This is a genomic window from Streptococcus sp. 11273D007BT (assembly GCF_053547195.1).
In genome coordinates this window covers 1958673-1985121 of the sequence record NZ_JBPWPE010000001.1, presented here as the reverse complement: position 1 = coordinate 1985121, position 26449 = coordinate 1958673, and the positions used below count along the sequence as shown (strand labels likewise).

Annotated in this window: 29 protein-coding genes, 1 tRNA gene and 1 pseudogene; 29 read left to right on the top strand and 2 right to left on the bottom strand. The window is 42.1% G+C overall.

Annotation, left to right across the window (positions count from 1 at the left end):
- The first annotated feature begins 11 nt into the window (after nucleotides 1–11).
- The 27 genes from ACEE75_RS09995 (at nucleotide 12) to ACEE75_RS09865 (ending at nucleotide 23422) form a co-directional block, all read left to right on the top strand.
- Nucleotides 12–545, top strand: coding sequence for a terminase small subunit (locus tag ACEE75_RS09995; protein ID WP_449164786.1), 534 nt, complete (start codon nucleotides 12–14; stop codon nucleotides 543–545).
- Nucleotides 535–1764 (top strand): PBSX family phage terminase large subunit, encoded by a 1230-nt coding sequence (locus ACEE75_RS09990; protein ID WP_449164785.1) that lies wholly within the window; start codon nucleotides 535–537, stop codon nucleotides 1762–1764. The genes ACEE75_RS09995 and ACEE75_RS09990 overlap by 11 nt, the downstream gene beginning before the upstream one ends.
- Nucleotides 1764–3167: a phage portal protein gene (locus ACEE75_RS09985; protein ID WP_449164784.1), complete on the top strand. Its 1404-nt coding sequence runs from the start codon at nucleotides 1764–1766 to the stop codon at nucleotides 3165–3167. Before ACEE75_RS09990 ends, ACEE75_RS09985 begins: the two co-directional genes overlap by 1 nt.
- Nucleotides 3157–4470, top strand: a complete 1314-nt coding sequence (locus ACEE75_RS09980) for a minor capsid protein (protein ID WP_449164783.1) — start codon at nucleotides 3157–3159, stop codon at nucleotides 4468–4470. Before ACEE75_RS09985 ends, ACEE75_RS09980 begins: the two co-directional genes overlap by 11 nt.
- A complete protein-coding gene (locus ACEE75_RS09975; protein WP_354368825.1) occupies nucleotides 4470–4628 on the top strand; it encodes a hypothetical protein in 159 nt (52 codons plus the stop codon). The genes ACEE75_RS09980 and ACEE75_RS09975 overlap by 1 nt, the downstream gene beginning before the upstream one ends.
- 66 nt (nucleotides 4629–4694) lie before the next feature.
- On the top strand, nucleotides 4695–5090 hold the full coding sequence (locus tag ACEE75_RS09970; RefSeq protein ID WP_449164782.1) for a hypothetical protein: 396 nt from the start codon (nucleotides 4695–4697) through the stop codon (nucleotides 5088–5090).
- A gap of 98 nt (nucleotides 5091–5188) precedes the next feature.
- Nucleotides 5189–5782 (top strand): DUF4355 domain-containing protein, encoded by a 594-nt coding sequence (locus ACEE75_RS09965; RefSeq protein WP_449164781.1) that lies wholly within the window; start codon nucleotides 5189–5191, stop codon nucleotides 5780–5782.
- A 3-nt stretch (nucleotides 5783–5785) separates the two neighbouring features.
- On the top strand, nucleotides 5786–6625 hold the full coding sequence (locus ACEE75_RS09960; protein WP_449164780.1) for a N4-gp56 family major capsid protein: 840 nt from the start codon (nucleotides 5786–5788) through the stop codon (nucleotides 6623–6625).
- 5 nt (nucleotides 6626–6630) lie between these two features.
- On the top strand, nucleotides 6631–6789 hold the full coding sequence (locus ACEE75_RS09955) for a hypothetical protein (RefSeq protein ID WP_449164779.1): 159 nt from the start codon (nucleotides 6631–6633) through the stop codon (nucleotides 6787–6789).
- A 4-nt stretch (nucleotides 6790–6793) separates the two neighbouring features.
- Nucleotides 6794–7111 carry a phage head-tail connector protein gene (locus ACEE75_RS09950; protein WP_449164778.1) on the top strand — a complete coding sequence of 106 codons (318 nt, stop codon included), beginning with the start codon at nucleotides 6794–6796 and terminating at the stop codon, nucleotides 7109–7111.
- Entirely contained in the window at nucleotides 7108–7413 is a 306-nt protein-coding gene (locus tag ACEE75_RS09945) for a hypothetical protein (RefSeq protein ID WP_449164777.1), read from the top strand. Before ACEE75_RS09950 ends, ACEE75_RS09945 begins: the two co-directional genes overlap by 4 nt.
- The gene (locus ACEE75_RS09940) at nucleotides 7406–7780 is read left to right on the top strand and encodes an HK97-gp10 family putative phage morphogenesis protein (RefSeq protein WP_306455673.1); all 375 of its coding nucleotides are present in this window, start codon (nucleotides 7406–7408) and stop codon (nucleotides 7778–7780) included. The genes ACEE75_RS09945 and ACEE75_RS09940 overlap by 8 nt, the downstream gene beginning before the upstream one ends.
- Entirely contained in the window at nucleotides 7777–8166 is a 390-nt protein-coding gene (locus tag ACEE75_RS09935; RefSeq protein WP_449164776.1) for a phage capsid protein, read from the top strand. The genes ACEE75_RS09940 and ACEE75_RS09935 overlap by 4 nt, the downstream gene beginning before the upstream one ends.
- 8 nt (nucleotides 8167–8174) lie before the next feature.
- A complete protein-coding gene (locus ACEE75_RS09930) occupies nucleotides 8175–8675 on the top strand; it encodes a phage major tail protein, TP901-1 family (protein ID WP_449164775.1) in 501 nt (166 codons plus the stop codon).
- A gap of 49 nt (nucleotides 8676–8724) precedes the next feature.
- Nucleotides 8725–9078, top strand: a complete 354-nt coding sequence (locus ACEE75_RS09925; protein WP_449164774.1) for a tail assembly chaperone — start codon at nucleotides 8725–8727, stop codon at nucleotides 9076–9078.
- A 71-nt stretch (nucleotides 9079–9149) separates the two neighbouring features.
- The gene (locus ACEE75_RS09920; RefSeq protein ID WP_174852730.1) at nucleotides 9150–9431 is read left to right on the top strand and encodes a hypothetical protein; all 282 of its coding nucleotides are present in this window, start codon (nucleotides 9150–9152) and stop codon (nucleotides 9429–9431) included.
- Between the two features lie 13 nt (nucleotides 9432–9444).
- Complete coding sequence (locus ACEE75_RS09915) at nucleotides 9445–12900, top strand: tape measure protein (RefSeq protein ID WP_449164773.1); 3456 nt, start codon at nucleotides 9445–9447, stop codon at nucleotides 12898–12900.
- A gap of 10 nt (nucleotides 12901–12910) precedes the next feature.
- On the top strand, nucleotides 12911–13699 hold the full coding sequence (locus ACEE75_RS09910) for a distal tail protein Dit (protein WP_449164772.1): 789 nt from the start codon (nucleotides 12911–12913) through the stop codon (nucleotides 13697–13699).
- A complete protein-coding gene (locus ACEE75_RS09905) occupies nucleotides 13696–19155 on the top strand; it encodes a phage tail spike protein (protein WP_449164771.1) in 5460 nt (1819 codons plus the stop codon). The genes ACEE75_RS09910 and ACEE75_RS09905 overlap by 4 nt, the downstream gene beginning before the upstream one ends.
- 12 nt (nucleotides 19156–19167) lie before the next feature.
- A complete protein-coding gene (locus ACEE75_RS09900; protein ID WP_447575228.1) occupies nucleotides 19168–19317 on the top strand; it encodes a hypothetical protein in 150 nt (49 codons plus the stop codon).
- Nucleotides 19317–19709, top strand: coding sequence for a DUF1366 domain-containing protein (locus ACEE75_RS09895; RefSeq protein ID WP_447575229.1), 393 nt, complete (start codon nucleotides 19317–19319; stop codon nucleotides 19707–19709). The genes ACEE75_RS09900 and ACEE75_RS09895 overlap by 1 nt, the downstream gene beginning before the upstream one ends.
- A gap of 22 nt (nucleotides 19710–19731) precedes the next feature.
- Nucleotides 19732–19857, top strand: a complete 126-nt coding sequence (locus ACEE75_RS09890; protein ID WP_283240985.1) for a hypothetical protein — start codon at nucleotides 19732–19734, stop codon at nucleotides 19855–19857.
- 12 nt (nucleotides 19858–19869) lie between these two features.
- On the top strand, nucleotides 19870–20166 hold the full coding sequence (locus ACEE75_RS09885) for a hypothetical protein (RefSeq protein ID WP_447575230.1): 297 nt from the start codon (nucleotides 19870–19872) through the stop codon (nucleotides 20164–20166).
- A gap of 2 nt (nucleotides 20167–20168) precedes the next feature.
- Nucleotides 20169–20498, top strand: a complete 330-nt coding sequence (locus ACEE75_RS09880) for a phage holin (RefSeq protein ID WP_447575231.1) — start codon at nucleotides 20169–20171, stop codon at nucleotides 20496–20498.
- A gap of 45 nt (nucleotides 20499–20543) precedes the next feature.
- On the top strand, nucleotides 20544–21779 hold the full coding sequence (locus ACEE75_RS09875; RefSeq protein WP_447575232.1) for an N-acetylmuramoyl-L-alanine amidase: 1236 nt from the start codon (nucleotides 20544–20546) through the stop codon (nucleotides 21777–21779).
- A gap of 9 nt (nucleotides 21780–21788) precedes the next feature.
- Nucleotides 21789–22994: a hypothetical protein gene (locus ACEE75_RS09870; protein WP_449173632.1), complete on the top strand. Its 1206-nt coding sequence runs from the start codon at nucleotides 21789–21791 to the stop codon at nucleotides 22992–22994.
- 233 nt (nucleotides 22995–23227) lie between these two features.
- Complete coding sequence (locus ACEE75_RS09865) at nucleotides 23228–23422, top strand: competence regulator inhibitor paratox (protein WP_029752057.1); 195 nt, start codon at nucleotides 23228–23230, stop codon at nucleotides 23420–23422.
- A 42-nt stretch (nucleotides 23423–23464) separates the two neighbouring features.
- Here ACEE75_RS09865 and ACEE75_RS09860 read toward each other — a convergent pair.
- Both ACEE75_RS09860 and ACEE75_RS09855 read right to left on the bottom strand, forming a co-directional pair.
- A pseudogene (locus ACEE75_RS09860) lies at nucleotides 23465–23878 on the bottom strand (LD-carboxypeptidase); the annotation flags it as partial.
- Nucleotides 23879–24081: 203 nt separating this feature from the next.
- Nucleotides 24082–24152, bottom strand: a tRNA-Cys gene (locus tag ACEE75_RS09855).
- A 229-nt stretch (nucleotides 24153–24381) separates the two neighbouring features.
- Here ACEE75_RS09855 and rpsB point away from each other — a divergent pair.
- Entirely contained in the window at nucleotides 24382–25161 is a 780-nt protein-coding gene (gene rpsB / locus ACEE75_RS09850) for a 30S ribosomal protein S2 (RefSeq protein WP_354368439.1), read from the top strand.
- Between the two features lie 129 nt (nucleotides 25162–25290).
- Entirely contained in the window at nucleotides 25291–26331 is a 1041-nt protein-coding gene (gene tsf, locus ACEE75_RS09845; protein WP_354368441.1) for a translation elongation factor Ts, read from the top strand.
- Nucleotides 26332–26449 lie beyond the last annotated feature (118 nt).

The window sequence follows — 26449 nt, the reverse complement described above, 5'->3', positions numbered from 1 at the left end:
CAAAGGAGGTGATGGACATTGATAGACATCAACAAATTATTGACGAGCTAACTAGCGATGCAATCAAGCTGATGTCAGATTGGCCATCGGCAAGAGAAAAGCAGAAGCAGTTTATACTCGCTTATGTTTCTAGTGGATTTAAGAATGGTACGGAAGCGGCGCGGCAGGCGGGATATTCAAATAAAACAGCTAAGCAAATATCTAATCAACTCTTGACAAAACTTGACTTTTTTCACGTCCAAGAAGTTATCAAAATATTAAAGCAAAACTTTGATAAACGTAGTACAGAACTATCAATAGCTTCCTTGGTCGAAATAAAGCAATTCCACACAAGAGTATTACGAGGAGAAGAAACTGATTTCGAGGTTGTGACTTCGGTCAACGGTACTACTAGCATTGAGGAAGTCCCTCCGAGAATCAAGGAAAAACAAAAGTCGGCTGATAGCTTAGTTAAAATGCTATCTGATAGCGAGAATGTCAATCGAACAGAACTAGCCCTAAACAAGCTATTTGACAAGCTAGAAGAGGAAATAAATGGGAATTGATAGACTGTACCACGATAAACAACTCAGCATCTTAAAACGAGCCTTGCGTGAAGATTGGTACATGATGATCAACCATGGAGCCGTCCGTGCAGGTAAGACTCAGTTGGACAATGATCTGTTCCTCATGGAGTTGCGCAGAGCGAAAAGAAATGCTAAAGCTTGTGGTGTTGACAATCCTATGTACATCCTTGGAGCGACTAGTGCTGGTACTTTGCGGACTAACATCTTGCAGGAACTATCAGAGAAATATGGTATTGATTTTAAATTCGATAAGCACGGGAATTTTACTCTCTTTGGCGTGTATGTGGTTACGACCTTTACAGGCTCGGTAGCTGGTTTGCGTGCCATCCGTGGTATGACGGCATATGGAGCTTATATCAACGAAGCGACGCTAGCCAACAAGGAAGTCTTTGATGAAATCCGCAAACGTTGTTCAGGTTTTGGCGCTCGTATCATTTGCGACACTAACCCAGACCATCCAAATCACTGGCTGAAAAAAGATTATATTGACAAAGCAGATGACAAGAGTATTATCGCCAATCATTTTACGATATTCGATAATACCTTCTTAAATCAGCGCTACATTGAGAACCTTATTGCAACAACGCCGAGCGGTATGTTTACAGAACGTGGTATCTACGGTCGTTGGGTCAGCGGTGAAGGGGCTGTTTATCGTGATTTCAAGGAAGATATGCTCATATCTAGCAAGGACATTCCAACAGACGACATCACAATCTATTATGCTGGTGTTGACTGGGGATATGAACACCATGGGTCTATTGTTGTTTGTGGACAAACGGCAGATGGTAGAGTCTACCTTTTAGAAGAATACTCGGCGCAGTACCAAGAAATTGATTACTGGGTGGAGATTGCTAAAGACATCAAATCTCGTTATGGAAATATCTATTTCTATGCAGACTCCGCCCGACCTGAACATGTCGCACGGTTTGAACGGGAGCATCTAAAATGTGTGAATGCGGATAAGTCTGTTTTGAGCGGTATTGAACAAGTGGCTAAGTTGATGAAACAATGTCGCTTTTTTGTTTGCTCGGAAAAGGTTGAAAAATTCAAGGATGAAGTCTATCAGTATGTCTGGAATGAGAAAACCGGCGAACCGGAAAAGAAGAACGATGATGTGCTAGATGCACTTCGATATGCTATTTATTCAAAATTCCAGGGGGTTGGTAGCAAAATCAAATTATTCAAAGGAGGTTTTTAATGTCGCTAGTTAGCATAAACAAACGCAAGTTAATGACAACATCGGCGGAAGAAATTACGCCAGAGTTAGTGTCAGATGCTGTTGAATTGCATCGTTCAAAATTGCTTAAGGACTATTTTGAGAACGAAGACATGTACATGTCCAATCATAGTATCTTAAAAGGCGGTCCTAAAGATCCATGGAAGCCGGATAACAGGCTTGTCATTAATTATGCTAAGTACATCGTTGATACGTTCAGCGGCTATCAAATCGGTGTCCCGGTTAAAATCACGCATGATGATGATACTACAAGCAAATTCATTGATGATTTCCGCAAATTGAATGACATGGAAGATAGCGAGTTTGAGCTAGCCAAGATTGCAGATGTTTTCGGCCATGCTTTTCTATATGTCTATCAGGATGAAGAAGGAAATACGAGGACAACCTACAATAGCCCAGTCAATATGCTCATCGTCCACGACAACAGTATTCAAGAAAATCCGTTGTTTGCGGTTCGGTACGCATTTGAAGAAGGTGCGGCAACTGGGTATGGACAGGTTATCACTGCGTCGGAAGTCATTGACGCAACTTTTCAACAGGGAGGGGACGTCACGTTCGGAGAACGCACATCTCACATCTACGGCAGATTGCCAGTCGTTGAATTGGTTGAGAATGAGGAACGCCAAGGAATCTTCGACAGCGTTAAGACACTTATCAATGCTCTAAACAAGGCTGCAAGCGAGAAAGCTAATGATGTTGATTATTTTGCTGATGCGTATCTTAAAATAGTTGGCGTTGAGCTAGATAAAGATATGGCAGGCCAAATTCGCGAAAATCGTATCTTTAACTTGTGGAAGAATGGTTCGGACGGACCATTACCTGATGTTGGATTCCTAGAAAAGCCAAACTCAGACACAACTCAAGAAAATTTGATCGCGTTGCTCAAAGAGTCCATCTTTGCAGTGTCCATGGTTGCGAATCTGTCTGAGGAAGACTTTGGAAATGCTTCAGGGACTGCCCTAGCGTTTAAATTACAAGCTATGGATAATCTAGCCAAGATGAAAGACCGCAAAATGCAGTCTGCTTTCAACCGATTGTACGAGATTGTCTTTAACGTGCCGATGGCAAAAGTCCCGAGCAATGGTTGGACTGGTATCAAGTACCGATTCACCCGGAACGTGCCACGCAATATCCTAGAAGAAGCGCAAGTAGTAGCTCAGCTGTCAGGTCAGGTATCGGATGAAACTAAATTGTCTGTATTGTCTATTGTTGACAATCCCAAGCAAGAGCTTGATAAAATGGATAAAGAAGCTGAGCGCTCTAGCTTGCTTGAGAAAGAAATGGAGATCAATCAGCGTTTTGCTGATATTGATAATCAACCAGTAGACGATGAAAGCAAGGAAGTGATGGCCGATGTCGATTGATTATTGGCGCGAGCGGTATGAGCTTGAAGAAGCTGTTAGAGCTAGGTCAGATGCTGAGTTTGAAGCGCAATTAAAAGCAGTCTATCAGCAACATATCAGAGATATCCAGAATGAAATCGATGGGTTTTGGCAACGTTATGCAGATAGAAACGGTATTACCAAGTTAGAAGCTCAAAAACAAGCTGACAAGATTGATGTGACGTTGGTAGGATTTAAAGCTAAACAGTTGGTAGAACGTGCTGAGCGTTTACGTGCTAGTGGTAAGATAGTTGATGCATCTTACTTTACTAAGGCTGAGAATGATTTGATGAGGCTTTATAACCTCAAGATGAAAACAAGCCGTTTGGAGGTCTTACAAGCTAATCTGAAGCTACACATGTATGAGCTTAACCTAGATGAATTTGAAGAGACGCATAAGCAATTGGTTAACGCTAATAGGCGTGAGCATCTCTATTCGTCTGGGATTTTGAAAGAGACACTAGGAAGTTACGAGACACCAAAGATTAAAACGGAAGCTATCATCTATGCTAACTTTCACGGTGCAAGATGGGATAAAACCATCTGGAAAAGACAAGATGCCCTACGATCTGTTGTGAAAAAGGCTGTTGCTGATACGGTCTTACGTGGTCATGGCACAACACCATTGATAAAACAGATTGAGAGGGAATTTAAGGTATCATACAGCTATGCAAGACGGTTGGCGGTAACTGAGACTGCGAGAGTCTATTCAGAGGCTCAGAGGCTAAACTATGAGGCTAACGGCTTTGATGAGTATGAGATTATCGCTGAAAGTGGCGCTTGTGGTGTCTGCGCTCCTTTGAACGGTACTCATCATAAAGTGTCAGCGATGGCGCCAGGCTACAATGCACCACCTTTCCACCCTAACTGCCGCTGTACGACAGGGGCTTATTATTCAGTTGACCGTGAAGGTCTGAACGATAACCGTAAATTACTTGATATTGAACCAAGAAGTGATACAATTAAGATGAAAGATATCCAACTCCCACATTCACTAAGTGCTATGGCTAGAGATATCTATGTTAAATCTGATTATCCTGTTAGAGGTGATTATTTAATTAAGCGAGGTAGTACAATCACAAATGTTGAAGTTATTGCCGGGAAAGATGTCAGAAGACAAATAGATGATATCCGCCGATTAGTGAGAGTGCATGGCGGTAAAGCAAAAGATTGGCAAAAAGTAAAAGGTCATGCAATCTTGTCTGATGGTAGAAAAATAGAAGCCCATTGGTATCAAGCGAAGAATGTAGGTAAAGTTGAATTTAAAATCAAGAGGTGGTTATAATGAAAGCTAGGTACATTGGAAAAACCGAATCTCATACTTTGGATAATGGAAAAATTTATGAAATTATTTCAATTGAGCAAGGATGGTACCGAGTAATCGATAAATCTGGTGAAGATTATTTATACCCATCTGAAGAATTTGAAATTGTAGAAGAATAGCACCTAGAGCAATCTAAGTGCTTTTTTTGTTACTCTTAAACAGGAGATACAAATGTTAGAGATGTTATGGCAGTTTATCTGCTTTTTATTTTTGTCAGCGTTGGCTGCATTGATCTTGACGATTTGGGCAGTCTTCATCGTAGGATTAATAAAGGCAGTATCGAAAACATGGAAAGGAAAATAATGATGAACAAACGAATGCGGAAGAAATACCACTATCATGAGTTAGCATTAGCGCTTGATGGCGTTTGTAAAACTATTGACAAGTTGGAGACAGAAATGCTTCTTTTGCGCAAGGAAGTAGAGGCGCATGATAAGTATATTGCTGATGATCGTTACCTAGCTTCTCAAAATACGCAAACGATTAATGCCAAGTTTCAAAAGATAGAAACAGATATCGAAACTTTAGGTTGCTATTACCGCGAAATTACACAAAAGAAAAAATGGTTTTGTAAGCGATAAACCGTGTCGAATTCGATGCGGTTTTATTTTGTCCAAACTTTGATGACATTAAAAGCTAAGGCTATCAGTCCACTCAGGACTTAAAAGGGAGGTGCCGTATGGCAGAAGATATTAAAGACGCAGTAGTTGAAACCGAAAAAGAGACAGTCGACACCTCGGAAACGGCTGAAACTACTGAAAAAACATTCACACAGGCTGAGCTTGATGCTATCATCCAGAAGGAAAAAGGCAAAGCCAAGCGTGCTGCTGAAAGGGAGTACCAAGCAAAGATGGATGAAGCTGAGAAGTTGCGTAAGATGAACGCTGAACAGAAGGCAGAGTATGAAGCCAAAAAACAGGCTGATTACATCGCTGAACTGGAAGCTAAAATCAACCGTAGTGGTCTTGAAAAAGAAGCGTCTAAAATGCTTGCTGAGAGCGGTTTGGTTGCTGATGATAAAATCCTAGGCTTTGTCGTCAAAGACACCGCAGAAGCCACTCAAGATGCTGTAGAGAGCTTTTCGGCATTAGTGAATGACCTCGCTGACAAGAAAGTCAGTGAAATGCTCAAAGGTAAGACTCCGAAAAAAGTTGAACAAACAACTTCGGCTGGTATTACCCAAGAGCAATTTAATCGCATGAGCTATCGTGCTCAACTGGACTTGCAACGCAATGATCCAGAACTATATGAGAAATTATCGAAAGGGTATTAAAGTATGACACAAACTAAAATTGCGGATCTAATCAATCCACAGGTAATGGCTAATCACATTTCTGCCAAATTGCCTAAGTTATTGAAATTTACGCCTCTAGCAACTGTTGAACAAACACTTGTTGGTCAGCCTGGTACAAAATTGACTGTGCCTAAGTTTACTTACACAGGCGCTGCATCCGAAGTAGCAGAAGGTCAAGCAATTCCGCTTAACAAGCTCGGAACTACTACTACCGAAATGACCATTAAGAAAATCGCTACAGGTTATGAAATCACGGATGAAGCTATCCTATCTGGTATGGGCGACCCAGTCGGTGAAGCTGTTCGTCAACTCGGTTTGGCTATTGCTGATAAGATTGACAATGACATCATCGCAGTTGCTAAGACGGCTACTCAGCACGTAACAGATGCTCCTAATACGCTTGAAGCGATTCAAAAAGCTCTGGATATTTTTGCGGATGAGGAAGATGTGCGTTATGTTGGTATCTTTAACCCGCTTGATGCTATGAAGCTACGAACTGCAGCAGGAAAAGACTTCTTGCGTGGGTCTGAGATTGGTGCTCAAGCTATCGTCTCTGGTGTTTTCGGAGAGGTGCTAGGTGTTGAGATTGTGCGTTCTAAGAAAGTGGAACAAGGTCAAGGTTTCATCGTTGCTGTTTCAGCACGTTCAACAGACCAAGAGGACGATGCACGTTATGGCGCTTTCGTGCTCAACATGAAGCGTGATGTTGCTGTTGAGACTGACCGTGACATCTTGAAAAAGACTACGGTTATTACAGGCGATGAGCATTATGGTGTTTATCTTTATGACGATACGAAAGTGGTACGCTTCGGAGGTAACTAATGGGGATGCTATTACGTCGTCATTACGAAGATAATAGCCAGGCGAGTGAGCTAGATTTTTCAAAAATGAAGAAAAGCGAACTTATTGAGCTAGGAAGACAAAAAGGTCTGGAATTTTCGGATGACTTGAAAAAAGAAGATATCATCAGAATATTGAAAGGGTAAGCTTATGGAGATTATCAAGCAGGTAAAGGCATTGTTAGGAATTTCCGATAACTTGCAAGATGATCTCTTGGAAGTGATTCAGGAACTCACGGAAGCTCATTTCATGGCTTATACCAATCAAGCATTTGTGCCTAGTTCTCTGGAATTCATCATCGTTGAAGTGATGGTGAAGCGGTTCAATAAGCTAGGTTCGGAAGGAATGTCAAGTCACGGGGTCGAAGGGCTGTCTATGTCGTTTGACCTTGATGATTTTGCTAGCTACGACAAGGTTATTCATCGTCAGTTTGCTAGCAACTTCCAAGCGGGGTTTAAAATGCTATGAGATACGCGGATAGAATCTTCTTCGAAAAAGGGAGTAGCGAGTTCTATGATCCTGACCTTGGCGAGCATGTGATGAAGCCTGGCGAGGTGATTACTTTACCTTGCTTGGTTATTGATTTAGGCATTGAGAAGTCTATACAGGTCTTTGGTGATTATCAAAAAGACAGAAAAGTCTGCTACTTGCAGAGAACGAGGCAGATTGACTTTGTATATTGTACCTACAATAATCAATATTACAAGGTCATCGCTGACAAACAGGATGGTCGTGTGTTGTATCTAGAAGGAGACAATAGCATTGGTTAAAGCGACGATGAAGTTTGTTGGTTTGGATAAACTAGGGCAGAAACTTAAAGCGATTCAAAAAATGGACGCAGTAAAGGACATTGTCCAAAAAAACGGCGCAAAATTACAACGCACGATTGTTAGAAAAGCTGTATTTCGTGGGCACTGGGAGGGAAAGAAATTTGTTAAACCGACTGGTGCCACGAGACGTTCGGTGCAGTTGTCCATTTCTGCAAACAAACTGACTGCGAAAGCTGGTCCGACCACTCATTATTCCGCCTATCTAGAAAAAGGTACGCGATATATGAGTGCCCAACCATTCGTTGGTCCAGCTTTTGACGAAGTAAAAAAAGACTTTGTCAAAGATCTAGAAAGGTTGGTTAAATGATTAAAACAAGAGACCAATCAATTTTTGATGAAATGTACAAACGGATTAGGAATCTCGGTTTTTCGGTCTATGATTACAAGCCGATGGACAGGGTGCCTTATCCATTTGTTGAGTTAGAATCAACGACTACGGACCATGTGCCAAACAAGACAGATATCAAGGGGTCTGTGACCTTGCTTGTTAGTGTCTGGGGCTTGCAGAAAAAGCGCAAGCAGGTCTCTGATATGGCTGGGGGTATCTATCATGAAGCGCTAGGCATTGAGGTAACAGACGGATATCGTTGGTCCTTACACATTGCACGATCGTCTATCGAGATGATGGACGATACTACTACGGTTGACCCGCTCAAACGGGCGAGGTTGACCCTTGTTTTTAATTTGAGATAGGAGTAATTATGCTAACAGCAAAAAAAGGTATTGATTCGATTTTGCTTTTTCGTGTTTTGAAAGAGCAGGCGAATAAGGCGGCTGCTAAGCTGGCTTTCCAAACAGAGCATAGCTCAGAAAAGAGCCGTGACACAAACACGTCACAAACCAAAGACGGGGTCTTGCAGACAATTGGTGGAATTGAAGTTACATTGTCCGCTACCTCTATCATGGCTGAAAACGACCCTTTGGTCCTAGAGCTGGAACAAGCCATGAATAACGGTGATTTGGTGGAAATTTGGGAAATCGAAAAAGGTGCTGCTAAGGTTGCTGAAAAATATCCAGCGACTTATTATCAAGGCTATATTACCTCATTCAACAAGACCAAGAATGCAGAAGATTTGGTTGAGCTTGAAATGGAATTCGGTATCAATGGTGTTGGCGCCTCAGGTAATGCCACTTTGACTGAAGAACAGGCTCAAGTGGTGCAGTACGTCTTTGAGGATACAACTGTAAAATCGAGCTCATAAGGTTGCGCCCGTTATTGGGCGCTTTATTTTTTAGCAAGGAGAAAAACACATGCAATTGGAAATCAAAGGAAAAACGTATCAAGTTAAGTTTGGCGTGAAGTTTGTAACGGAAATGGACAAGCGCCATGTTATGAAAGATGATCGTGGTGAATTCGGAATGGGTCTTGAAACAACGGCGCCATTATTGTTGACTCGTAAGATTACGACACTGGCTGAATATCTCCATGTTGGTACGATTACAGAGAAGCCTCGCCCAAGTTTTGATGCGATTTGTGACTATTTGGATGAGGTTGAGGATATCGAGGCGGTATTCTTGGAAGTTGAGACAGAATTGGAACAGTCCAATGCGTCAAAGCTCTTTATCGGCAATCTCAAGCGCGAAATGGAGAAGGTCGAAGCCTAAAGCCGTTAAGCTCGGCTGAAACCTTCGAGCAAATTGTCATCAACTGCATTCGCTTTCTTGGTATTACAGATATGGACGCTATCGGGCGAATGACTTTGTATGAGTATGACCTGCTTATGACAGGAAAGGCTCTACAAAGTATCGACACCATGCATAATCTTCATCAACAAGCTTGGCTCAATCGCCAAGTTAAGGCGACTAAGAAAAGGGGCAAGAATGAGGTCTATGTCTTTAAGAAATTCGAAGATTTCTTTGATCATGAAAAGGCTATCGAGAAGATTACTGGCAAGATGGATTTGGGTGTGATACAGGATGACAAATTGTATAGCTTGCTGAAAAAAGCCAACGTTTAGAAAGGAGGGTTAAATGGCTGAATCATACTCAGTTGAAGCGGTATTATCAGCCGTTGATAAATCATTTACCTCAACATTAAATAAGGCCAATAAGGCAATCACCGGTCTAGACAAAGCGTCTAACTTTTTTAACTCAACAAGCAATAAAGCAACCTCCATGTTTAAGAGCATGTTGGGGGCTAATCTGGTCAGCTCTGCGGTTTCTAAGATGACCGGTCTTGTTAGTGCGGGACTCTCCTCTATGGGCGGCGAGTTGATGAGCTCTGCGAAGGCATGGAAAACGTTCGATGGGAACTTGAAAGATTTAGGTTGGGGCAAGCAGGAGATAGCGAGCGCCAAAGCTAACATGAAAGATTACGCTGAACAGACAATCTATTCTGCATCTGATATGGGTTCTACATTCGCACAGATGGCTGCTATCGGTCGTAAAGATGCTGGAAGTTTGGTAACTGCTATGGGTGGACTTGCATCTGCTGCAGAAAACCCAAGCCAAGCCATGAAAACACTGTCGCAACAAATGACACAAGCACTAACCAAACCAAAAATCCAATGGCAAGACTTTAGACTTATGGTCGAACAGTCTCCTGCTGGTATGGCGAAAGTCGCCAAAACAATGGGGATGTCGTTAGAAGAATTGACCGCAAAAATTCAAGCTGGCGAAGTGTCAACGAATGAATTTGCGGAGGCTTTCAAACAGGCTGGGAATTCAAAAAGCTTTCAGAATATGGCGACCGAAGCGAAGACGGTTGATCAAGCGATGGATGGCTTGAAAGAAGGAGTATCTAATAAACTGGAACCAGCTTTTGCACATTTGAATCAATTTGGGGTTGATGCTGTAAAAGCGGTTGGCAAGGCTTTAGACGATGTCGATTTCAGCAAATTCGCAGACGGTTTAAATAAATTTTTAGACAGTATAGATATAGAGGCGACAGTATCGAATATCGCTAATACTCTTGAAAACGGCTATAATGCTGTCAAACGTTTTTACGAAGGTTTTTCTAGTACTGGTGCGTTAGATACTGCAAAATCAACATTGAATGATGTTTGGCAAGCTATTAAGAATGTAGCAAGTGCTTTCGGAAATGCTAATATCGGAAAGGATGCTGGTCAAGCTTTTAATACCATTGCAGGAGCTGTATCTAAAGTTGCGCAAGCCATTTCAAAATTATCTCCAGGGCAAATTCAATCGATCGCAGGAGCTTTTTTAGCCTTTAAATCAGTAAGCCCTACAATGAATGTTGCAGCAGGTGGCCTCAAAGCGTTCACTGCTACTACGGGTGCTGTTAAAAAAGGCTTGCAATTCGGTACCGATGTAACCAACGTCGGTAGGGCATTAGTTGGTATGAAGAACGGGTCTCAAGCGGCTGGCTCAGCATTAACGCTAATGGCCAATGATTCTAAAGTAGCTAAAACTGCTTTAGGTGGATTGAATATTTTCAGTAAAATCAGCGGTTGGATTAGTGGGGCGATTGGATTCATTGGATCATTAGGAACTGCTCTAACATCCGCTGGATCAGTTACAGGAGGTCTTTCAGCCGCCTGGGGCGTTTTGAGTGCTGCGTTTATGTCCAATCCAATTGGTTGGGTCATCGGCCTTGTGGTCGGTTTAATCGCTGTAATTGCCACCTTGTGGTCCAAGAGTGAAGGGTTCCGGAATATCTGTATTTCTGCATGGGAGGCAATAAAATCAGCATTTGCAACTGCATGGGATTTTATCAAATCAAAAGCTTCAGAGGTTTGGGATTGGCTAGTTGCTGAGACCGCTCCAATCGTCGAATCTATCAAAGGCGTGTGGGAATCGCTCCAAGAATTCTTTGCAGCCTTATGGAATAGAATTTCATCCGTCGCGTCTACTGCTTGGTCTATTATTTCTTCGGTGGTTTCTACTGTCGTTGAAACAGTGAAGAGTATTTGGCAGGCTATTGAACCGTTCATGTCTGGTTTATGGAACACTATTGTTTCGGTCGCTACTGCAGCGTGGAACACTTTAGCTCCGATTATTTCTGGTGTTTGGGAAATTATTAAAACGATTATCCAAACTGCTTTTGATGTTATTAAAGGGATCATTGATACTGCTACGGCCTTAATCAACGGCGATTGGGATGCAGCATGGGAATCGTTCAAAGGAATTTTCTCAACGATTTGGGAGGCCATTAAGTCTATATTGCAAATTGCAATTGATTCTCTCTCGGCAGCTTTGTCGACAGGTATGGAGTATCTAAAAGGAATCTGGGAGACTGTTTGGGGGGCGATTAAATCAGTTGCGATGACTGTCTGGAGTGCTATCCTAGAATCGATTCAAACAGCATTACTGTTTCTTCAATCCGTGTTCCAATTAGGATTGGATTCGATCAGAAGTATTTGGGAATCAGTTTGGAACAGTATCAAAGGCTTTATCGAACCTTTATGGGAAGGTATCAAGATGATGTTCCAAGGGGTTTGGGAATTCATTAAATCCATCTTCATGGGCGCTCTACTGATTATCATCGATTTGGTGACTGGCAATTTTACACAGCTTAAAACGGATATTGATCTCATATGGCAATCTATCAAAAATGCTTTTCAACTAATTTGGGATGGAATTAAACAGATTTTTGAAACGGTAGTTAATGCTGTGGTTAATTTCGTTAAAACAAGTTTTGAAAACACAAAACAATTCTTGAGCCAAACGTGGGAAAGTATCAAATCAACGGCATCAACTACTTGGGAAAATCTAAAAACTAGCGTTTTGAACACTGTTCAAAATCTCGTAGATGGTACCAAGCGTGCATGGGAGAATTTGAAGTCATTCATGGCGACAACGGTTGAAAGCATTAAATCTACAGCTGTTAATGCTTGGAACAATCTTAAATCTAGCGTCCAAAGTACAATTGATAACCTTGTATCAGGCGCCAAGCGTGCGTGGGAAGATTTGAAACAAAGTGTTTCAGATACGGTCAATAACGTCAGATCAACTTTTGATGGTTTGAGAAACATCGACCTCTTTGCAGCAGGTCGGGCTATCATCGATGGTTTCTTGAACGGTCTTAAATCAGCCTTTGAAAGTGTCAAGTCATTTGTTGGGGGTATTGCGGATTGGATTCGAAAGAATAAAGGACCTATCAGTTATGACCGTAAGCTCTTAATTCCTGCCGGTAATGCTATCATGAAAGGTCTAAATGGCGGTTTGCTTGATGGTTTCAAACCAGTTAAAAATACTGTTATTGGGATTGCTGACAGGATTTCGGACACTCTAAGCCAGAATACGTCAATACTGCCGAATTTTGCGGATGTTCGTTCGGGTATTTCTGCCATTTCTGACAGTTTGCATCCATCGGTTGCATTTAGTGGAGCTATGGAACACGAAATGAAACTGAACCGAAAAGAGCCAGCTCATATCAACCTGAACATTGGCGGTCATAATTACCGTACCTTTACGGATGATATTACAGAAGCTCAGCGCTTAGAATTAGTGTTATCAGATTATTAGGAGGAGTGAAATGTATCAATTTAGAGATGTAACAACAAATCAAAAGGTTGATGTGTTTGAACCTATTGATAACATGTCCATCAACGGTGTGCCCCTCAATCAACTGGTTGAGGGCTATCGTCATTTGACGGTAACAGGTAGGGGATTGCTTGGTCAATCGGTCAAGACAACCTCTGTCCCTGGCCGTCGTGGTGTCTGGGTGGAAGATGTGTCTGATGATGAGCGGGTGCTTGAAATCAAGTACCAACTAAAAGCTAGAACCAGTGCGGATATGCGGGATAAGTTTGCAAAACTCAACAGGATTTTGCGGACACTTGCTAGTAGCGGTTATCTGGAAATTACATTCAAGGACGAGCCGACTTACACCTACTATGGCTATTTCAGCGGAGCGGATGATATTGAGGAAAAATCCTTGTCTGTTGTCAGCAAGTTCACTCTGATAGTCCCTGATGGTTACAAAAAGAAAAATGCCCAGAACTCCACCGGGCTTATTTCTTTATCGGATGCATTGGAAGTTTTGCCTGAGTCTATTACGGTCACACCGACTGGAACGGTTAACCAGGTACAGATTATCAACGGAACTAAGATTTTATCTTTCTCTGGCTCTTATGTGGCTGAAAAAGACATTGTGGTCACATTTGGAGATGAAGAAGTAACTGCCACTTACAATGGCAGAAGTATTCTCAGTGAGCTGGAGCGGTTCAGTCCGTTGGAGCAATTCACGGCGAAGAACGGCGACAGGATTACGGCACGGAATGCCACAGTAAAAAATGTAGTTTGGAGGGATGAGAGAGCGTGATTTATTTATTCGATAAAGATGAGAAGCTGATAAAGATTGTCAGAAAATCGGCTGTCAAGACTGCCCTGCAGAAGTACGCACTAACCACAGAACGCTACGTATCTGACCGTTTGACAGTTGAGTTGAAAGGGCTGAATACGGCCGAGTTGGAGCAAATCGAATACATGGCTATTCAGACCATGGAAGATGCTCATACCTTTCATTATTTCTACGTGGCTCAGAAGTTTTCAGATAGTCTGACAACTCTGATTGGTGTCCAGTCAGGGATTGAGGAGCTTCGGAAGTCGCCTGTTTTTGATAAGCGTCCAAAGAATGCCTTTGCCCGTGATGTGATTACAGACTTGCTTGCTGGTACCAACTGGCAAGCTCGTTTTGTTGGCGAAACCACTCCACACAGTACCAATTTCTACTACACGTCTGTTTTCGATGCCTTGAAAAAGGTCTGTGAAGTCTGGGACTTGGAGATGCAATTCTTTGTCGAGATGAACGGCAATCGCATCGGTGCCCGTTATATCGACTTTAAGCAACGAATCGGTGAGGCAGTCGGTAAGCGTGTGGTTTATGGACACAATGCCTTGCAGATACTGCAAGAGGTGGAACGCACCAACATCTTCACCGCCCTTGTCGGTCGTGGCAAAGGCGAGGAAACTGGTGACGGCTACGGTCGGAAAATCACATTTGAAGATGTGGTTTGGTCAAGGACACAAGGCAAACCGGTTGATAAGCCTAAAGGGCAGAAATACCTAGAATTGCCCTTGATGACAAGGCAGTATGGTATCAAGAATGCTGATGGCTCTATGCGTCCTAAAATCGGCTTTGTGGACTTTTCGGAAGAAGAGAATCCAGAAGTCTTGATTGAACGGACTTACAAGGTTTTGATTGATGCTGCTCGTCCGCAGTTGACCTTAAAGACATCTAGTGTCTACTTGAAGAGGGTTAAGGTTGGGGATACCATTCGAGTGGTTCGGCACGATAAAAAACTGGACTATGATACTCGGATTTTCGAAATTACCTTCAACCGACTGAATAATCAATCCAGCGACATCAAGCTTGGAGACCGAATTGGCGAAAGTAACGAAGCCAAAGCTCAAACAATTGCGGATAAGGCTGTGGAGCAGTTTGTCACTAACGAATTTTCCAATTTTGTTCAGAATTTGCCTGACTACTTACCAAGTGCCGATGGTTTTAATAATAACTGGTACGGTGCTGAAGACCCTACTGTCAAGTATCTAGGTAAAGTGCTGATCAATGATATTTGGTATAAGCCAGATCCAGAGCACGAAGGACACAAAATCATGCTTCGGTGGACTGGAGAAGTTTGGGAAGAAATTCTGAGAACCTACGAAAGCGAATCTTTGCGCGATAGGATTGCGGAAGAAATCGCTCAAGTCAACACCTCCATGCAAGCTCAATCTGAGGAACACGACAGACAGGTCGCAGACATTCTGTCCAAAACCCAGTCTGTAGAATCGCTTGCCAACAAAGCCAAGTCGGACGCTGCTAGTGCATTGGCTAGAGCCAACCAGGTCAAGACCGAAGCTATCGCAGATGCGAGAGCGCAGGTTGCGACGGTCAACCAGGCACTTAACACAGCTAAGACTGAGCTACAGTCAGCTATCGCTAGTGCTGACCAAAAGGCGAGGGATAGCCAAGCTAGCGCTACAGCTTTGCGGAACGACCTTAATTTGCAAGCTAGTAAGATTTTAGCACAAGCCCAAGCACAGACGGCTTTGACCAATCGTGTGACGACAGTCGAAACTCTTGCAGATGGTACGAGGTCAACAGTCGCAGAACTGTCTAGAACACTCTCTAAAGCAACTGGAGACATCACTAGCGTTACCAGTCGAACTAAGACCGTAGAGGATACTCTGAGTCAAACAAGAGCCCAATATGAGGCACTAACACAAACCGTCAACGCTCAGACTGGTCAGATTGATAGTATCAGTCGTCAGACTGGTACGATTGAGGCAGGCTTAACTGGGATACAAGAGAGATTCGAGAGTATCAAGATTGGGAACCGAAACTATTTCAAAGATGCAAAAGATAGAAGCTACCTTATCACTAATGCCGGAACGCAGGATTATCGGACATATATCTACGAAGATTTTTGGAGGAATACCTTACGTTTTGAGCAAAATAAGGTGAGGGTGTCGTTCGATATCGCTTTTAGTCCAGCTCTTCCGCAAGATTTTACAACAAAAGTTCATTTCGCAGCGACACCTTGGTATTCATCAAGCGTTACTTTTAAAGGTAACACGACAGATGTACAACATATTGACTTAATTATTGACTTAAGCAGTTCCAATGCATCATATTGGGCAGATAATGTATTTATACGTTTTAGCAACGCGTTCCCGGTAAATACAAACGTGTCAATCAAGAATATGATGCTTTATATCTCAGATTTTAGAGAGGATTATGCGGAACCTTCAGAAGATTTACGCTCTGAGTTTGCCACCTACATCCGCACCGCGACCGAAAACAGCGCAGAATTGGTCAGACGGATAGAAACAGCGGATGGTAAAGCAGTAGATGCTAAGTCCTACGCTCAGCAGACGGCAGAAGGCTTTAAGTCAAGGATTGAGAGCCTGGAGACGTACAAAGACGCGGAAGGCACACGAGCCAGCCAATATTTGACTGCTAGTCGGACTGAGACTGCTAAACAGATAGCAGCAGAGCGAACTGCGATTGCTACCGACTATGTTGCAAAATCAACCTACACAGAGGATGTCCGTGGAACCACTCAGAAGCTTAATGAGATTAAGAATACAGCGGATACTGCCAAGCAAAGTCTAGCGACCTATCAAGAGACTGTAGACCGTAAGTTAACCGAGCTAACATCAAGCACACAGACTCTTGATGGCAAGGTCAATACAGCAAGTGCCAAGGTCGATACGGTAGCTGGTCAGATACGGACAGAGATTAGTGAGGTTGAGGGTAAGATACCGACGACTGTGGGGGGACAGAACCTCATCAAGAACGGTGGATTCCCGACTAATACTCAGTATTGGTCTGGGCAGATGATTGTAGCACAGCATGACTTTTACTACAGCAGACAAAAAAAGCTATTTTTGTTACAGACTTCTGGAACTTCAGAAATAATGGCATCAACCAATCGCTTTGAGGTAAAGCGGAACACAGACTACACGCTATCATTTTATGCGTTCTCTTCAAGCAACGTCCGTAACTCAGATGTGTATTTCTTGGGACGTAAATCAAGTGAGACAGACGGGTTCTCTTCGATATCTCAACCAATCAAAGATCGCCGCTTTTCAAATTCAAAAGCTGAGTATGTAACTGTTACTTTCAACTCTGGTAACAATGATAGTGGTTATCTCCGATTTGATAACAACGGGTCGACCGATGGTCAAAACGCAGTTATGTTCTTTGGTGAAGTGATGCTAGTTGAAGGCGCAATCGCTCGGACATTTGAACCATCTCCAGAAGAAGTGATGGAAGAAGTCGAAAGTGTCAAAACCACAATCACTCAGACTGCATCCGGTGTTGAGCAATTATCGACAAGTTTAGCAACTACAGATAACAAGGTCACGACTGCCGAGGCCAACATCCGTAATCTTGTCGATGAGGTATCCAGCAAAGTATCTCAGACCGATTACAACACACTAACCGGCCGTGTGAGCAGTGCAGAGACAGCGATTACTCAGAATGCGAATGAGATTAGCAAACGTCTGACAAGTACACAGGTCGATAAAGCTATCACAGACAAAGGTTACCAGACCAAGTCTGATGTAGACAACAACATCACAGGTCGTGGATATATCACTAATAGTGCATTACAGCCCTATGCATTATCAACGACTGTGCAGAATCTTGTCAAAGAGACTGCAGATAGCTTTAGTCGGACGATAAGCGAGACTAAAGCACTGATACCATCAGGGGAGAGCAATCTCGTCAAATGGGGGCGTCCTGGCGAGCGGTCTGAGTACCTAAATGCTGAGATTACAACGCATCCGTTCTTCTACAACAACGGCGTGCGGATGTATATCATCAAAAACACAAGTGCGACGAACGAGAAATTGGTTAGTTTAAACCGCTTTACTGTAGAACGAAACACAGACTATACTTTGTATTTTAAAGGTTTTAACAACAGCGCTACCGTAAGCATGGACGTCTGGTTTCTAAAGAGAACAAGAGGAAGTTCAGCCAACTATGACGAAGCTCAGCAACTGGTCACTAAACATTTATCAAGAACGAGAGCTGAGGAGATTGTTGTCACGTTTAACACAGGCAACTTTGACGAAGGATATCTACGATTTGATAATAATGGCTCAACCGCAGAGGGAAGTTCCGCTAACTTGTATTTTGGCGATATTTCGGTCAAGAAAGGCAAGTCTAATAACGGATGGAGCCCGTCAGTCGAGGAGCTAGCTACCGTCACAGCCTTACATAATGTCAAAGATACGGTCGATAGTCACACTCGTACTATCGGTGCTGTCGGCACAGCGGGAAGTATCTTAGACAATGTCAGCAGGGTTACTCAGACTGCAGCTGGCTTGGTCCAGGAAGTATCTGGTGCTAATGGACTCAAGACACAAGTCAGTCAACTAGCAGGCTCTTGGGCAGTTAAAAATCTGACAAGCAGTGGTGCGGTGCTTAATCAGATCAACCTTTTAGCAGATGGTACTAATCGCATTGATGGACATCTAACTCACATCACAGGCCAGACCTTGATAGATAATGGTGTCATCAAGTCGGCTATGATTGGCAATGCCCAAATTAACACAGCACATATCGGAACGATTGACGCTGGACAAGCAAATATCGTTAATATCGACGCTAGTAATATCACATCAGGGACTATCACAGGTATCAACATGCGCGGTGGGGTCTTGAGTGCGATCAATGGTAATACTGTCTTTGATTTAAATAATGCAAGACTAAGTTTTAATTCCGACGCAAAGATCGAGTTCTACAACAACAATAATGCATTTAGACGCGTCGTTAGTGGTTACGGTAATCAGTTTATTAAATTTAAGACAGGTGGGTTTACCAGAGACGGAGAGACTGGTTGGAATGCTAATACAACAGTTATTGGCTCAAACCGTGGAGGCACTGAATCGGACGAGGACGGAGAGTTTGCGGGTCTGCGTATTTGGAATATGAAGTTACCTAATCGAAACAAAGCAGCAGATCAAATAGACATCATAGGAGATACAGTAGCTATTATGGATAGCGCAACGGGTGGAAGTAGGTCACCTTGGGTGTTCTACAACTACAATGGAACAAACCAGTTAGCCTTTGTTGGTAATGCTGAGAATGGCAAACAACATTTTATCGGAACGAATGATAGGCCATTTGAGCAAATACACGGCAACACAATTGTTGCTAGTCGAGATATGTTTCTTCAAGGCGAGCGACTTGCGAAGATGATTAAAGACTTAGCTATAAGAATTGGTTATGAAGGCAACGATGGCTGGGCAAATAGAATAGGTTAATAGGAGGTAATCATGCACGAACAAATAGCAATCAAATTGGCAAATCAAATCGCACAATTGAATTACGATAACACTGTTCTGCAAGTGCAGAACGAAGAGAAAGATGCTCGGATTGCAGAACTTGAACAACTACTAGATGATGCAACAAAAGGAGATAACTGATGACTTTAGAAGTATTTACGCCATATTTGACTGATGGGAAGACACATGTCGTTGTTCGTGATACGGATCCTGACTTAAATGTCAACTTTACGGCTGTCTTGGACGGCGACTTTATGAGCAAGTCAAGAGCTGAGTTGTTGCAACTCGGCTTAGCTTGGTTTACTGGTAAATATGTGCAAGAGTACGCCAATCAAAAAACAGTCGAAGCAGTGGCTAATGTTAAGGGTAAGATTGCGGAGATTGATGACGCTATTGATCGCTCAAACAAGCAGTACGATCGTGTAGAGGAGTTGCTCAAAGTCACGACAGCAACGGTCAATGAATTGATTATGTCGCTTATGAGTGAGGAAGAGGAGGCTGATACTGATGAGCCTGAAACAGAAGTTAACTAATATTTTACAAGGAGGAATAGCAATGATGATTAATTATTTTGCAATGCAGATTGAGTTTGGTTGGATCACTTTAGAGCAAGTACCAAGACGGTATCGTCAGAAGGTTAAAGCCTTGTTAGAAGCATCAACACTTGGAACAGACGAATAAGGAGGTAACTATTTGACGATTGATATTCTACAAGTTGCGTCTGTTGCAGGCGCTCTTCTAACACTTGCTGGATTGGTCAAACTAGTAGTACAACCTTTTCAAAATGCCATGCGGAAAAACGATGATACCATGAGACGTTTGCAAGAAACCATCACAACACTGACCTTTGAATTGCAAGATTCGCAGAAAGACCGTCAGAACATCCACCAACAGCTTAACAAACATGAAGAACGAATTGGACGAAATGAGGATGCTATCATCGTGAATAATGAACGCATTGCGACATTGTTTAAGGAGAGGAGAGACTAAATATGGACGAATTAACACAATACATTATTAGCGCAACTATGGGTATTTTGACAATTCTCGCAGGTATCGCTGTACAAGCAGTTAAAAGCTACCTCATCACAAAAGGTGGTGAGCGTGCTGTTAAGATTGTCGAAATCGTGGCTAAAAACGCTGTACACGCAGTTGAGCAAGTCTCTGCTGAAACAGGACTGACTGGTGAAGACAAGCTCGCACAGGCTAAGTCTGTTATCTTAGATGAGCTTTTAAAGTACAACATCCACATGACAGACAGTCAGCTTGATACCTTTGTCGAAAGTGCCGTCAAGCAAATGAACGACGCATGGAAAGCATGATAAAACCGTCCGTTTGGGCGGTTTGTTTTTGTATGGAGGTAAAAAATGACAACAGCACAAGATGTTGTAGCTTATGCTAAAAGCAAACTCAATCAAAAAGTAACAGTGCCGACTAACCCTTACGGCGGGCAATGTGTTGCTTTTATTGATCATATCGTGCAGCATTTTAGCAACAAAAACCTAGCTTACACCAATGCCATTGACTGCCTTAAAAAGGCTAAATCGCAAGGACTAGAAGTTATCTACAATAATCCTAACGACGTCAACTTGATCCCAAAATCCGGCGATTTTTTCGTCATGTCATCAGTGGCAAGTGATGGTGTAGATTATGGTCATATTGGAGTAGTCGTATCTGCGGATACTAAAGGCATGACAACGCTAGAGCAAAATATTGATGGTTACTCAGACAATAACCGTAACGGCATTAACGACCAACTGGAAATCGGTGGCGGCGGATATGTCCGAAACAACAAACGTAGTTATGCTGGTGTGACTGGTTGGTTTAGGTTGCCGTATGATAATAAAACAGGCGCAATAAATCATGACAGAGAAATATATTCATCTTTTACAACACACTTCAATCCAAATGTGATGTATTCTAACCTATCAAAAGGTGTAACCGGGTATAGTCGCATGAAGATTGACCGTATCGTCATTCATCATAACGCAACTACCAATAAAAACGTGGCTATGCAGACATGGTACGAATCGTCAGGCAACTGGACTAGTGCTCATTACGAAATTGCAGACAACGAAATTTGGGGTTGCGTCGGGGAGCAATATTCTGCTTTCCACTCAGGCGACGCTACGATGAATCGTCGGTCTATCGGTATTGAGCACTTAAATGCCACAGGAGCACCACACTGGACGATTTCGGAAGCGACCTATAAATCATCAGCTAAACTGATTGCGGATATCTGTAAGCGATATAACATACCTATCGATGCAAAACACATCATTCCACATAAGCAAGTCTCAGCTACAGAATGCCCTGGCGGTATTGATATGGCTAAGCTGATTCGTATGGCTCAGGAAGTTTCAAGGGGTGGAGTTTTTGCAAAAAATACAACAACACAAAAAACGTCTGGATCGTTTCGTGTGAGAGTCTCTGTTAGTGATTTAAATATTCGTAAGTCACCTAGTTTAAAAGCAGGCAAAAATGGAGTGGTTAAACCTGGTGTCTACACCATCACGGAAACTAAATCCGCTGATGGTTATGAGTGGGGCAAACTCAAAAGTGGTGCCGGTTGGATTGCGCTCAAATATACGAGCAAATTATAAGGAGGTAGTATGTCTGATAAGACTAAACTAACGTGGCTAAACGGATCTGTTATCAAACAAGGTGATATATCCTCTGTGTTTAAACTCAAGCTAAAGACAGAGGATAAAGCCATTCTGAATGGTTCGGCTAAAATTCAGCTTATCCATAGTTCAAAAGGGATGATAGAGTTTGAAGCAGCGGTGGTGGACAACCTTGTCAGCTTCCACCTTGAAAAAGCTCTGCCCGTTGGGAGTTATATCGTCGAAGCGGAACATGCTGGCTATGTGTTCCCGTCCACTGACTCAGTCACTTTGACGGTCAATGAGAATCTGGGCGATGTTATCACAGATGAGATCGCCGAGTTGTTAACTGTCGACGATTATATCAAACAGAAATTGGCGGATTTTCAAGCCGGGCAGATTGATTTGGATGAGCTTGCGAGTAAATTAAATATCCCGCAATATGATGATGGGCCTTTAACCACTCAAATTAGCGATATTTTAGCGGAAGTTAGCGTCTTAAAACAGTCTCAGGAACAATCAGTCAAGTACGACGATAGCGAGCTTAGAAGCCGTTTAGCGGCCTTGGAAAACAAGACTGACAATGATACAATCTATGATGATACGACTGTTAATCAACGGCTAACAGCCCTCGAGTCAAGACCAGTAGGAAGTAGCTATGATGATACAGCTATCCGTAACGAGCTTGCCGCTTTAAAAGCAAAAGAGATCTGCGATGATACAGAGGTTAAATCACGGTTAACAGCCCTTGAGCAGTCAAGTGGAGCAGGCAGTGCTACAAGCAATCGTTTTGGTCCTACAGGTTGGTTCTTAGACAGGTCTGTTAGTCCGTGGCAATTTCGCTTCGATAACGGATCTAGCTTGACTCTTGGTAATGTTGACCAACGGGCCTACATCTATACTGAATCAGTGCCATTGACGAAAGAGAAAGCATCCGAATATCGTGTAATCACTACACTGATGCGATTTGCGATGGGTAGTAATACCTTAACAACGATAGCAAGTCTCAATGGGATTGCGCGTTTCTGGACCGATGGCGTTGTTACAAATCCAGTTTACGATTCTAGCGGATTTGATTTTACAAACGCAGTATTTAACCCAAACGATACTAATGGGCCATCGAAACGTGCGCAACCTATTATGATCCGTTGCTATTACGAATTAGGAGTCTTTACTAAAGAAGATATTCTAAGTCTTGGCGCAACAGAAATTTAACAAACCCCTCAGCGATTGCTGGGGGTATTTTTTGTTGCTTTTATAACGGACTTATTGCAAAAGTTTATTTTATTTGATATAATATAAGTAATCTATCTGCTAAATAGATGTTCTTTTAAATGGTTTTTTTGTGTGTGTGTTGCACGAAAAGGCTAAACAAGTCCTAGATTTTTCTAGGACTTTTTTATTTTTCCAAACCATTTTCCGAATAAATAAGTAGGAGGTAATAAACTATGTTACATTATGACGAATTAAAACAGGCGATAGATGGAGGATATATTACAGGCAACAAGGTCAACATTGTCAGAAAAGAGGGTAAGGTCTTTGATTTTGTCCTACCTGATGAGCCTGTCAGACCTTGGGAGGTAGTAACCTCTGAAAGCGTTGCAGATATATTGAACGAGTTAAGACAACAAGAAGACCTCTGATTTTTCAGAGGCTTTTATCAATTCCCCTGTTTTATTGCTAAGTATTTTAAAACTAGAGAAAGAAGGTCCCATATAAGTTTTAAGACCTGTTTTGGCATAAATGCCGTTTAAAAGGGCAGTCGTATCGGAATACCCACAAAAAATTTTCGGATTGTTTCGGATGAGATCGTAATCTAGATAAGGTAACAATTCGTTACAGTTAAATCCTCCAATAGTTGTCATAATAACATGGATCATTGGATCGGCAAATGCTGCATGTAAATCTGCGACACGACTTTTTATAGAGGATGAATAAAATCTATCATTTTCAAAATAATGCTCAGAGAAGGACACTGTAAAACCCAGTTCTTCTAATTTTCTTTTGGCAGATAAATTGGCTTTAAATCCCCCTAAACGTTCGATGGAACTAGATGGGCTAAGAACACGGATATGATCACCCTTAGTTAATTTTTTAATCACCAAACCTCCTTTATTAAAGTGTTAACAGTATAGCAAATGCATTAGAAGGAGTAAAGGATAGAGAGTGATTGTTAATGTTGTAAAACTTCTTTTCGTGAATAGATAGAAAGTTTAGCGATTACATTTATCCGCATATCAACAAAAAAGCCCGATTTTACGGGCTTTTCATTCGGTTAATTCCTGTTAATTCAGGTACTGAAAGGCGGTAGACGGATTTGAACCGACGATCAAGCTTTTGCAGAGCCGTGCCTTACCACTTGGCTATACCGCCACAACATCATTTATTTTATCGTAAGATAATCAGAATGTCAAGACATAAAAGTGATTTTTATGTGAGAGTTAACCACAAATGGCTTGTCAATCCTCATTTTTTTTGGTATGATAGTAAGGTCGCAATAGCGATAATACTCATCTTGGACCAATTGTGGTCTTGTTGCCGCAAGGTGAGACTGCAAGTCGAAGTCTAGGAGAGGAAAAAAACAAAAAAGGAGACATTACTCATGGCAGTAATTTCAATGAAACAACTTCTTGAGGCTGGTGTACACTTTGGTCACCAAACTCGTCGCTGGAATCCTAAGATGGCTAAGTACATCTTTACTGAGCGTAACGGTATCCACGTTATCGACCTTCAACAAACTGTAAAATTGGCTGATCAAGCTTACGAATTTGTTCGTGATGCAGCAGCTAACGATGCGGTTATCTTGTTCGTAGGAACTAAGAAGCAAGCTTCAGAAGCAGTTAAAGAAGAAGCAGAACGTGCTGGTCAATACTACATCAACCACCGTTGGTTGGGTGGAACATTGACAAACTGGTCAACAATCCAAAAACGTATCGCACGCCTTAAAGAAATCAACAAAATGGAAGAAGAAGGAACTTTTGAAGTTCTTCCTAAGAAAGAAGTTGCACTTCTTAACAAACAACGTGACCGTCTTGAAAAATTCTTAGGTGGTATCGCTGATATGCCTCGCATCCCAGATGTGATGTACGTTGTTGACCCACACAAAGAACAAATCGCAGTTAAAGAAGCTAAAAAACTTGGTATCCCAGTTGTAGCTATGGTTGATACAAACGCTGATCCAGATGAGATCGATGTTATCATCCCAGCTAACGATGATGCTATCCGCGCTGTTAAATTGATCACTTCTAAATTGGCTGACGCTATCATTGAAGGTCGTCAAGGTGAAGATTCAGTTGCAGCTGTTGAAGCTGAATTGGCTGGTGAAGAAGCTACTGCAGATTCAATTGAAGAAATCGTTGAAGTTGTAGAAGGTTCTAACTAATCATAAAACAGACTAAGATTAGGTCTTAGAGGAGAAAAACTCTCCACCCAATTAAGTAACTTGTAAACGGGGCAGCAGCAAACCGCTCTGCTCTCGTTTTTTTATATCAAACTTTGGAGGAATTTAGAAATGGCAAACATTACTGCAGCTCTCGTTAAAGAATTGCGTGAAAAATCAGGTGCCGGCGTTATGGACGCTAAAAAAGCCCTTGTAGAAACTGAAGGTGATATCGAAAAAGCGATTGAATTACTTCGCGAAAAAGGTATGGCTAAGGCAGCTAAAAAAGCTGACCGCGTTGCTGCTGAAGGTTTGACAGGTGTTTATGTTGACGGTAACGTCGCAGCAGTTGTTGAAGTTAACGCTGAAACAGACTTTGTTGCGAAAAACGCTCAATTCGTTGAGTTGGTAGAAGAAACTGCAAAAGCTATTGTTGCAGCTAAACCAGCTAACAACGAAGAAGCACTTGCAATCAAATTGCCTTCAGGTGAGACACTTGAAGAAGCTTATGTTAATGCAACAGCTACAATCGGTGAGAAAATCTCATTCCGTCGCTTTGCTTTGATTGAAAAAACTGATGAGCAAGCCTTTGGTGCTTACCAACACAATGGTGGACGTATTGGTGTTATCTCAGTTATCGAAGGTGGCGATGAAACACTTGCAAAACAAGTATCAATGCACATTGCTGCGATGAACCCAACAGTGCTTTCATACACTGAACTTGATGAGCAATTCATCAAAGATGAGTTAGCGCAATTGAACCACAAAATTGAGCAAGATAACGAATCACGTGCAATGGTTAACAAACCAGCTCTTCCATTCCTTAAATATGGATCTAAAGCACAATTGACTGATGACGTTATTGCACAAGCTGAAGAAGATATCAAAGCAGAACTTGCGGCTGAAGGTAAACCAGAAAAAATCTGGGATAAAATCATTCCAGGTAAAATGGATCGCTTTATGCTTGACAATACTCAAGTTGACCAAGCTTACACACTTCTTGCACAAGTTTACATCATGGACGATAGCAAAACAGTTGAAGCTTACCTTGACTCAGTAAACGCTAAAGCAGTTGAATTTGCACGCTTTGAAGTTGGTGAAGGTATTGAAAAAGCTGCTAACGACTTTGAATCAGAAGTTGCAGCAACTATGGCAGCAGCCCTTAACAATTAATAGAGTAAAAGTTGAAACTCCAGTCTTTTAGGCTGGGGTTTTTCTTTATGATATTTGAGAATGAGGATTTTTAGTTTTCAAATAGGTGAAAATTCGGTATAATAATAGTCAGTTAATG

Bases quoted from the DNA above. Each gene is read 5' to 3' on its own strand.
- ACEE75_RS09995 (WP_449164786.1), top strand. From the start codon at position 12: ATGGACATTGATAGACATCAACAAATTATTGACGAGCTAACTAGCGAT.
- ACEE75_RS09990 (WP_449164785.1), top strand. From the start codon at position 535: ATGGGAATTGATAGACTGTACCACGATAAACAACTCAGCATCTTAAAA.
- ACEE75_RS09985 (WP_449164784.1), top strand. From the start codon at position 1,764: ATGTCGCTAGTTAGCATAAACAAACGCAAGTTAATGACAACATCGGCG.
- ACEE75_RS09980 (WP_449164783.1), top strand. From the start codon at position 3,157: ATGTCGATTGATTATTGGCGCGAGCGGTATGAGCTTGAAGAAGCTGTT.
- ACEE75_RS09975 (WP_354368825.1), top strand. From the start codon at position 4,470: ATGAAAGCTAGGTACATTGGAAAAACCGAATCTCATACTTTGGATAAT.
- ACEE75_RS09970 (WP_449164782.1), top strand. From the start codon at position 4,695: ATGGCAGTTTATCTGCTTTTTATTTTTGTCAGCGTTGGCTGCATTGAT.
- ACEE75_RS09965 (WP_449164781.1), top strand. From the start codon at position 5,189: ATGGCAGAAGATATTAAAGACGCAGTAGTTGAAACCGAAAAAGAGACA.
- ACEE75_RS09960 (WP_449164780.1), top strand. From the start codon at position 5,786: ATGACACAAACTAAAATTGCGGATCTAATCAATCCACAGGTAATGGCT.
- ACEE75_RS09955 (WP_449164779.1), top strand. From the start codon at position 6,631: ATGCTATTACGTCGTCATTACGAAGATAATAGCCAGGCGAGTGAGCTA.
- ACEE75_RS09950 (WP_449164778.1), top strand. From the start codon at position 6,794: ATGGAGATTATCAAGCAGGTAAAGGCATTGTTAGGAATTTCCGATAAC.
- ACEE75_RS09945 (WP_449164777.1), top strand. From the start codon at position 7,108: ATGAGATACGCGGATAGAATCTTCTTCGAAAAAGGGAGTAGCGAGTTC.
- ACEE75_RS09935 (WP_449164776.1), top strand. From the start codon at position 7,777: ATGATTAAAACAAGAGACCAATCAATTTTTGATGAAATGTACAAACGG.
- ACEE75_RS09930 (WP_449164775.1), top strand. From the start codon at position 8,175: ATGCTAACAGCAAAAAAAGGTATTGATTCGATTTTGCTTTTTCGTGTT.
- ACEE75_RS09925 (WP_449164774.1), top strand. From the start codon at position 8,725: ATGCAATTGGAAATCAAAGGAAAAACGTATCAAGTTAAGTTTGGCGTG.
- ACEE75_RS09920 (WP_174852730.1), top strand. From the start codon at position 9,150: ATGGACGCTATCGGGCGAATGACTTTGTATGAGTATGACCTGCTTATG.
- ACEE75_RS09915 (WP_449164773.1), top strand. From the start codon at position 9,445: ATGGCTGAATCATACTCAGTTGAAGCGGTATTATCAGCCGTTGATAAA.
- ACEE75_RS09910 (WP_449164772.1), top strand. From the start codon at position 12,911: ATGTATCAATTTAGAGATGTAACAACAAATCAAAAGGTTGATGTGTTT.
- ACEE75_RS09900 (WP_447575228.1), top strand. From the start codon at position 19,168: ATGCACGAACAAATAGCAATCAAATTGGCAAATCAAATCGCACAATTG.
- ACEE75_RS09895 (WP_447575229.1), top strand. From the start codon at position 19,317: ATGACTTTAGAAGTATTTACGCCATATTTGACTGATGGGAAGACACAT.
- ACEE75_RS09890 (WP_283240985.1), top strand. From the start codon at position 19,732: ATGATGATTAATTATTTTGCAATGCAGATTGAGTTTGGTTGGATCACT.
- ACEE75_RS09880 (WP_447575231.1), top strand. From the start codon at position 20,169: ATGGACGAATTAACACAATACATTATTAGCGCAACTATGGGTATTTTG.
- ACEE75_RS09875 (WP_447575232.1), top strand. From the start codon at position 20,544: ATGACAACAGCACAAGATGTTGTAGCTTATGCTAAAAGCAAACTCAAT.
- ACEE75_RS09870 (WP_449173632.1), top strand. From the start codon at position 21,789: ATGTCTGATAAGACTAAACTAACGTGGCTAAACGGATCTGTTATCAAA.
- ACEE75_RS09865 (WP_029752057.1), top strand. From the start codon at position 23,228: ATGTTACATTATGACGAATTAAAACAGGCGATAGATGGAGGATATATT.
- rpsB (WP_354368439.1), top strand. From the start codon at position 24,382: ATGGCAGTAATTTCAATGAAACAACTTCTTGAGGCTGGTGTACACTTT.
- tsf (WP_354368441.1), top strand. From the start codon at position 25,291: ATGGCAAACATTACTGCAGCTCTCGTTAAAGAATTGCGTGAAAAATCA.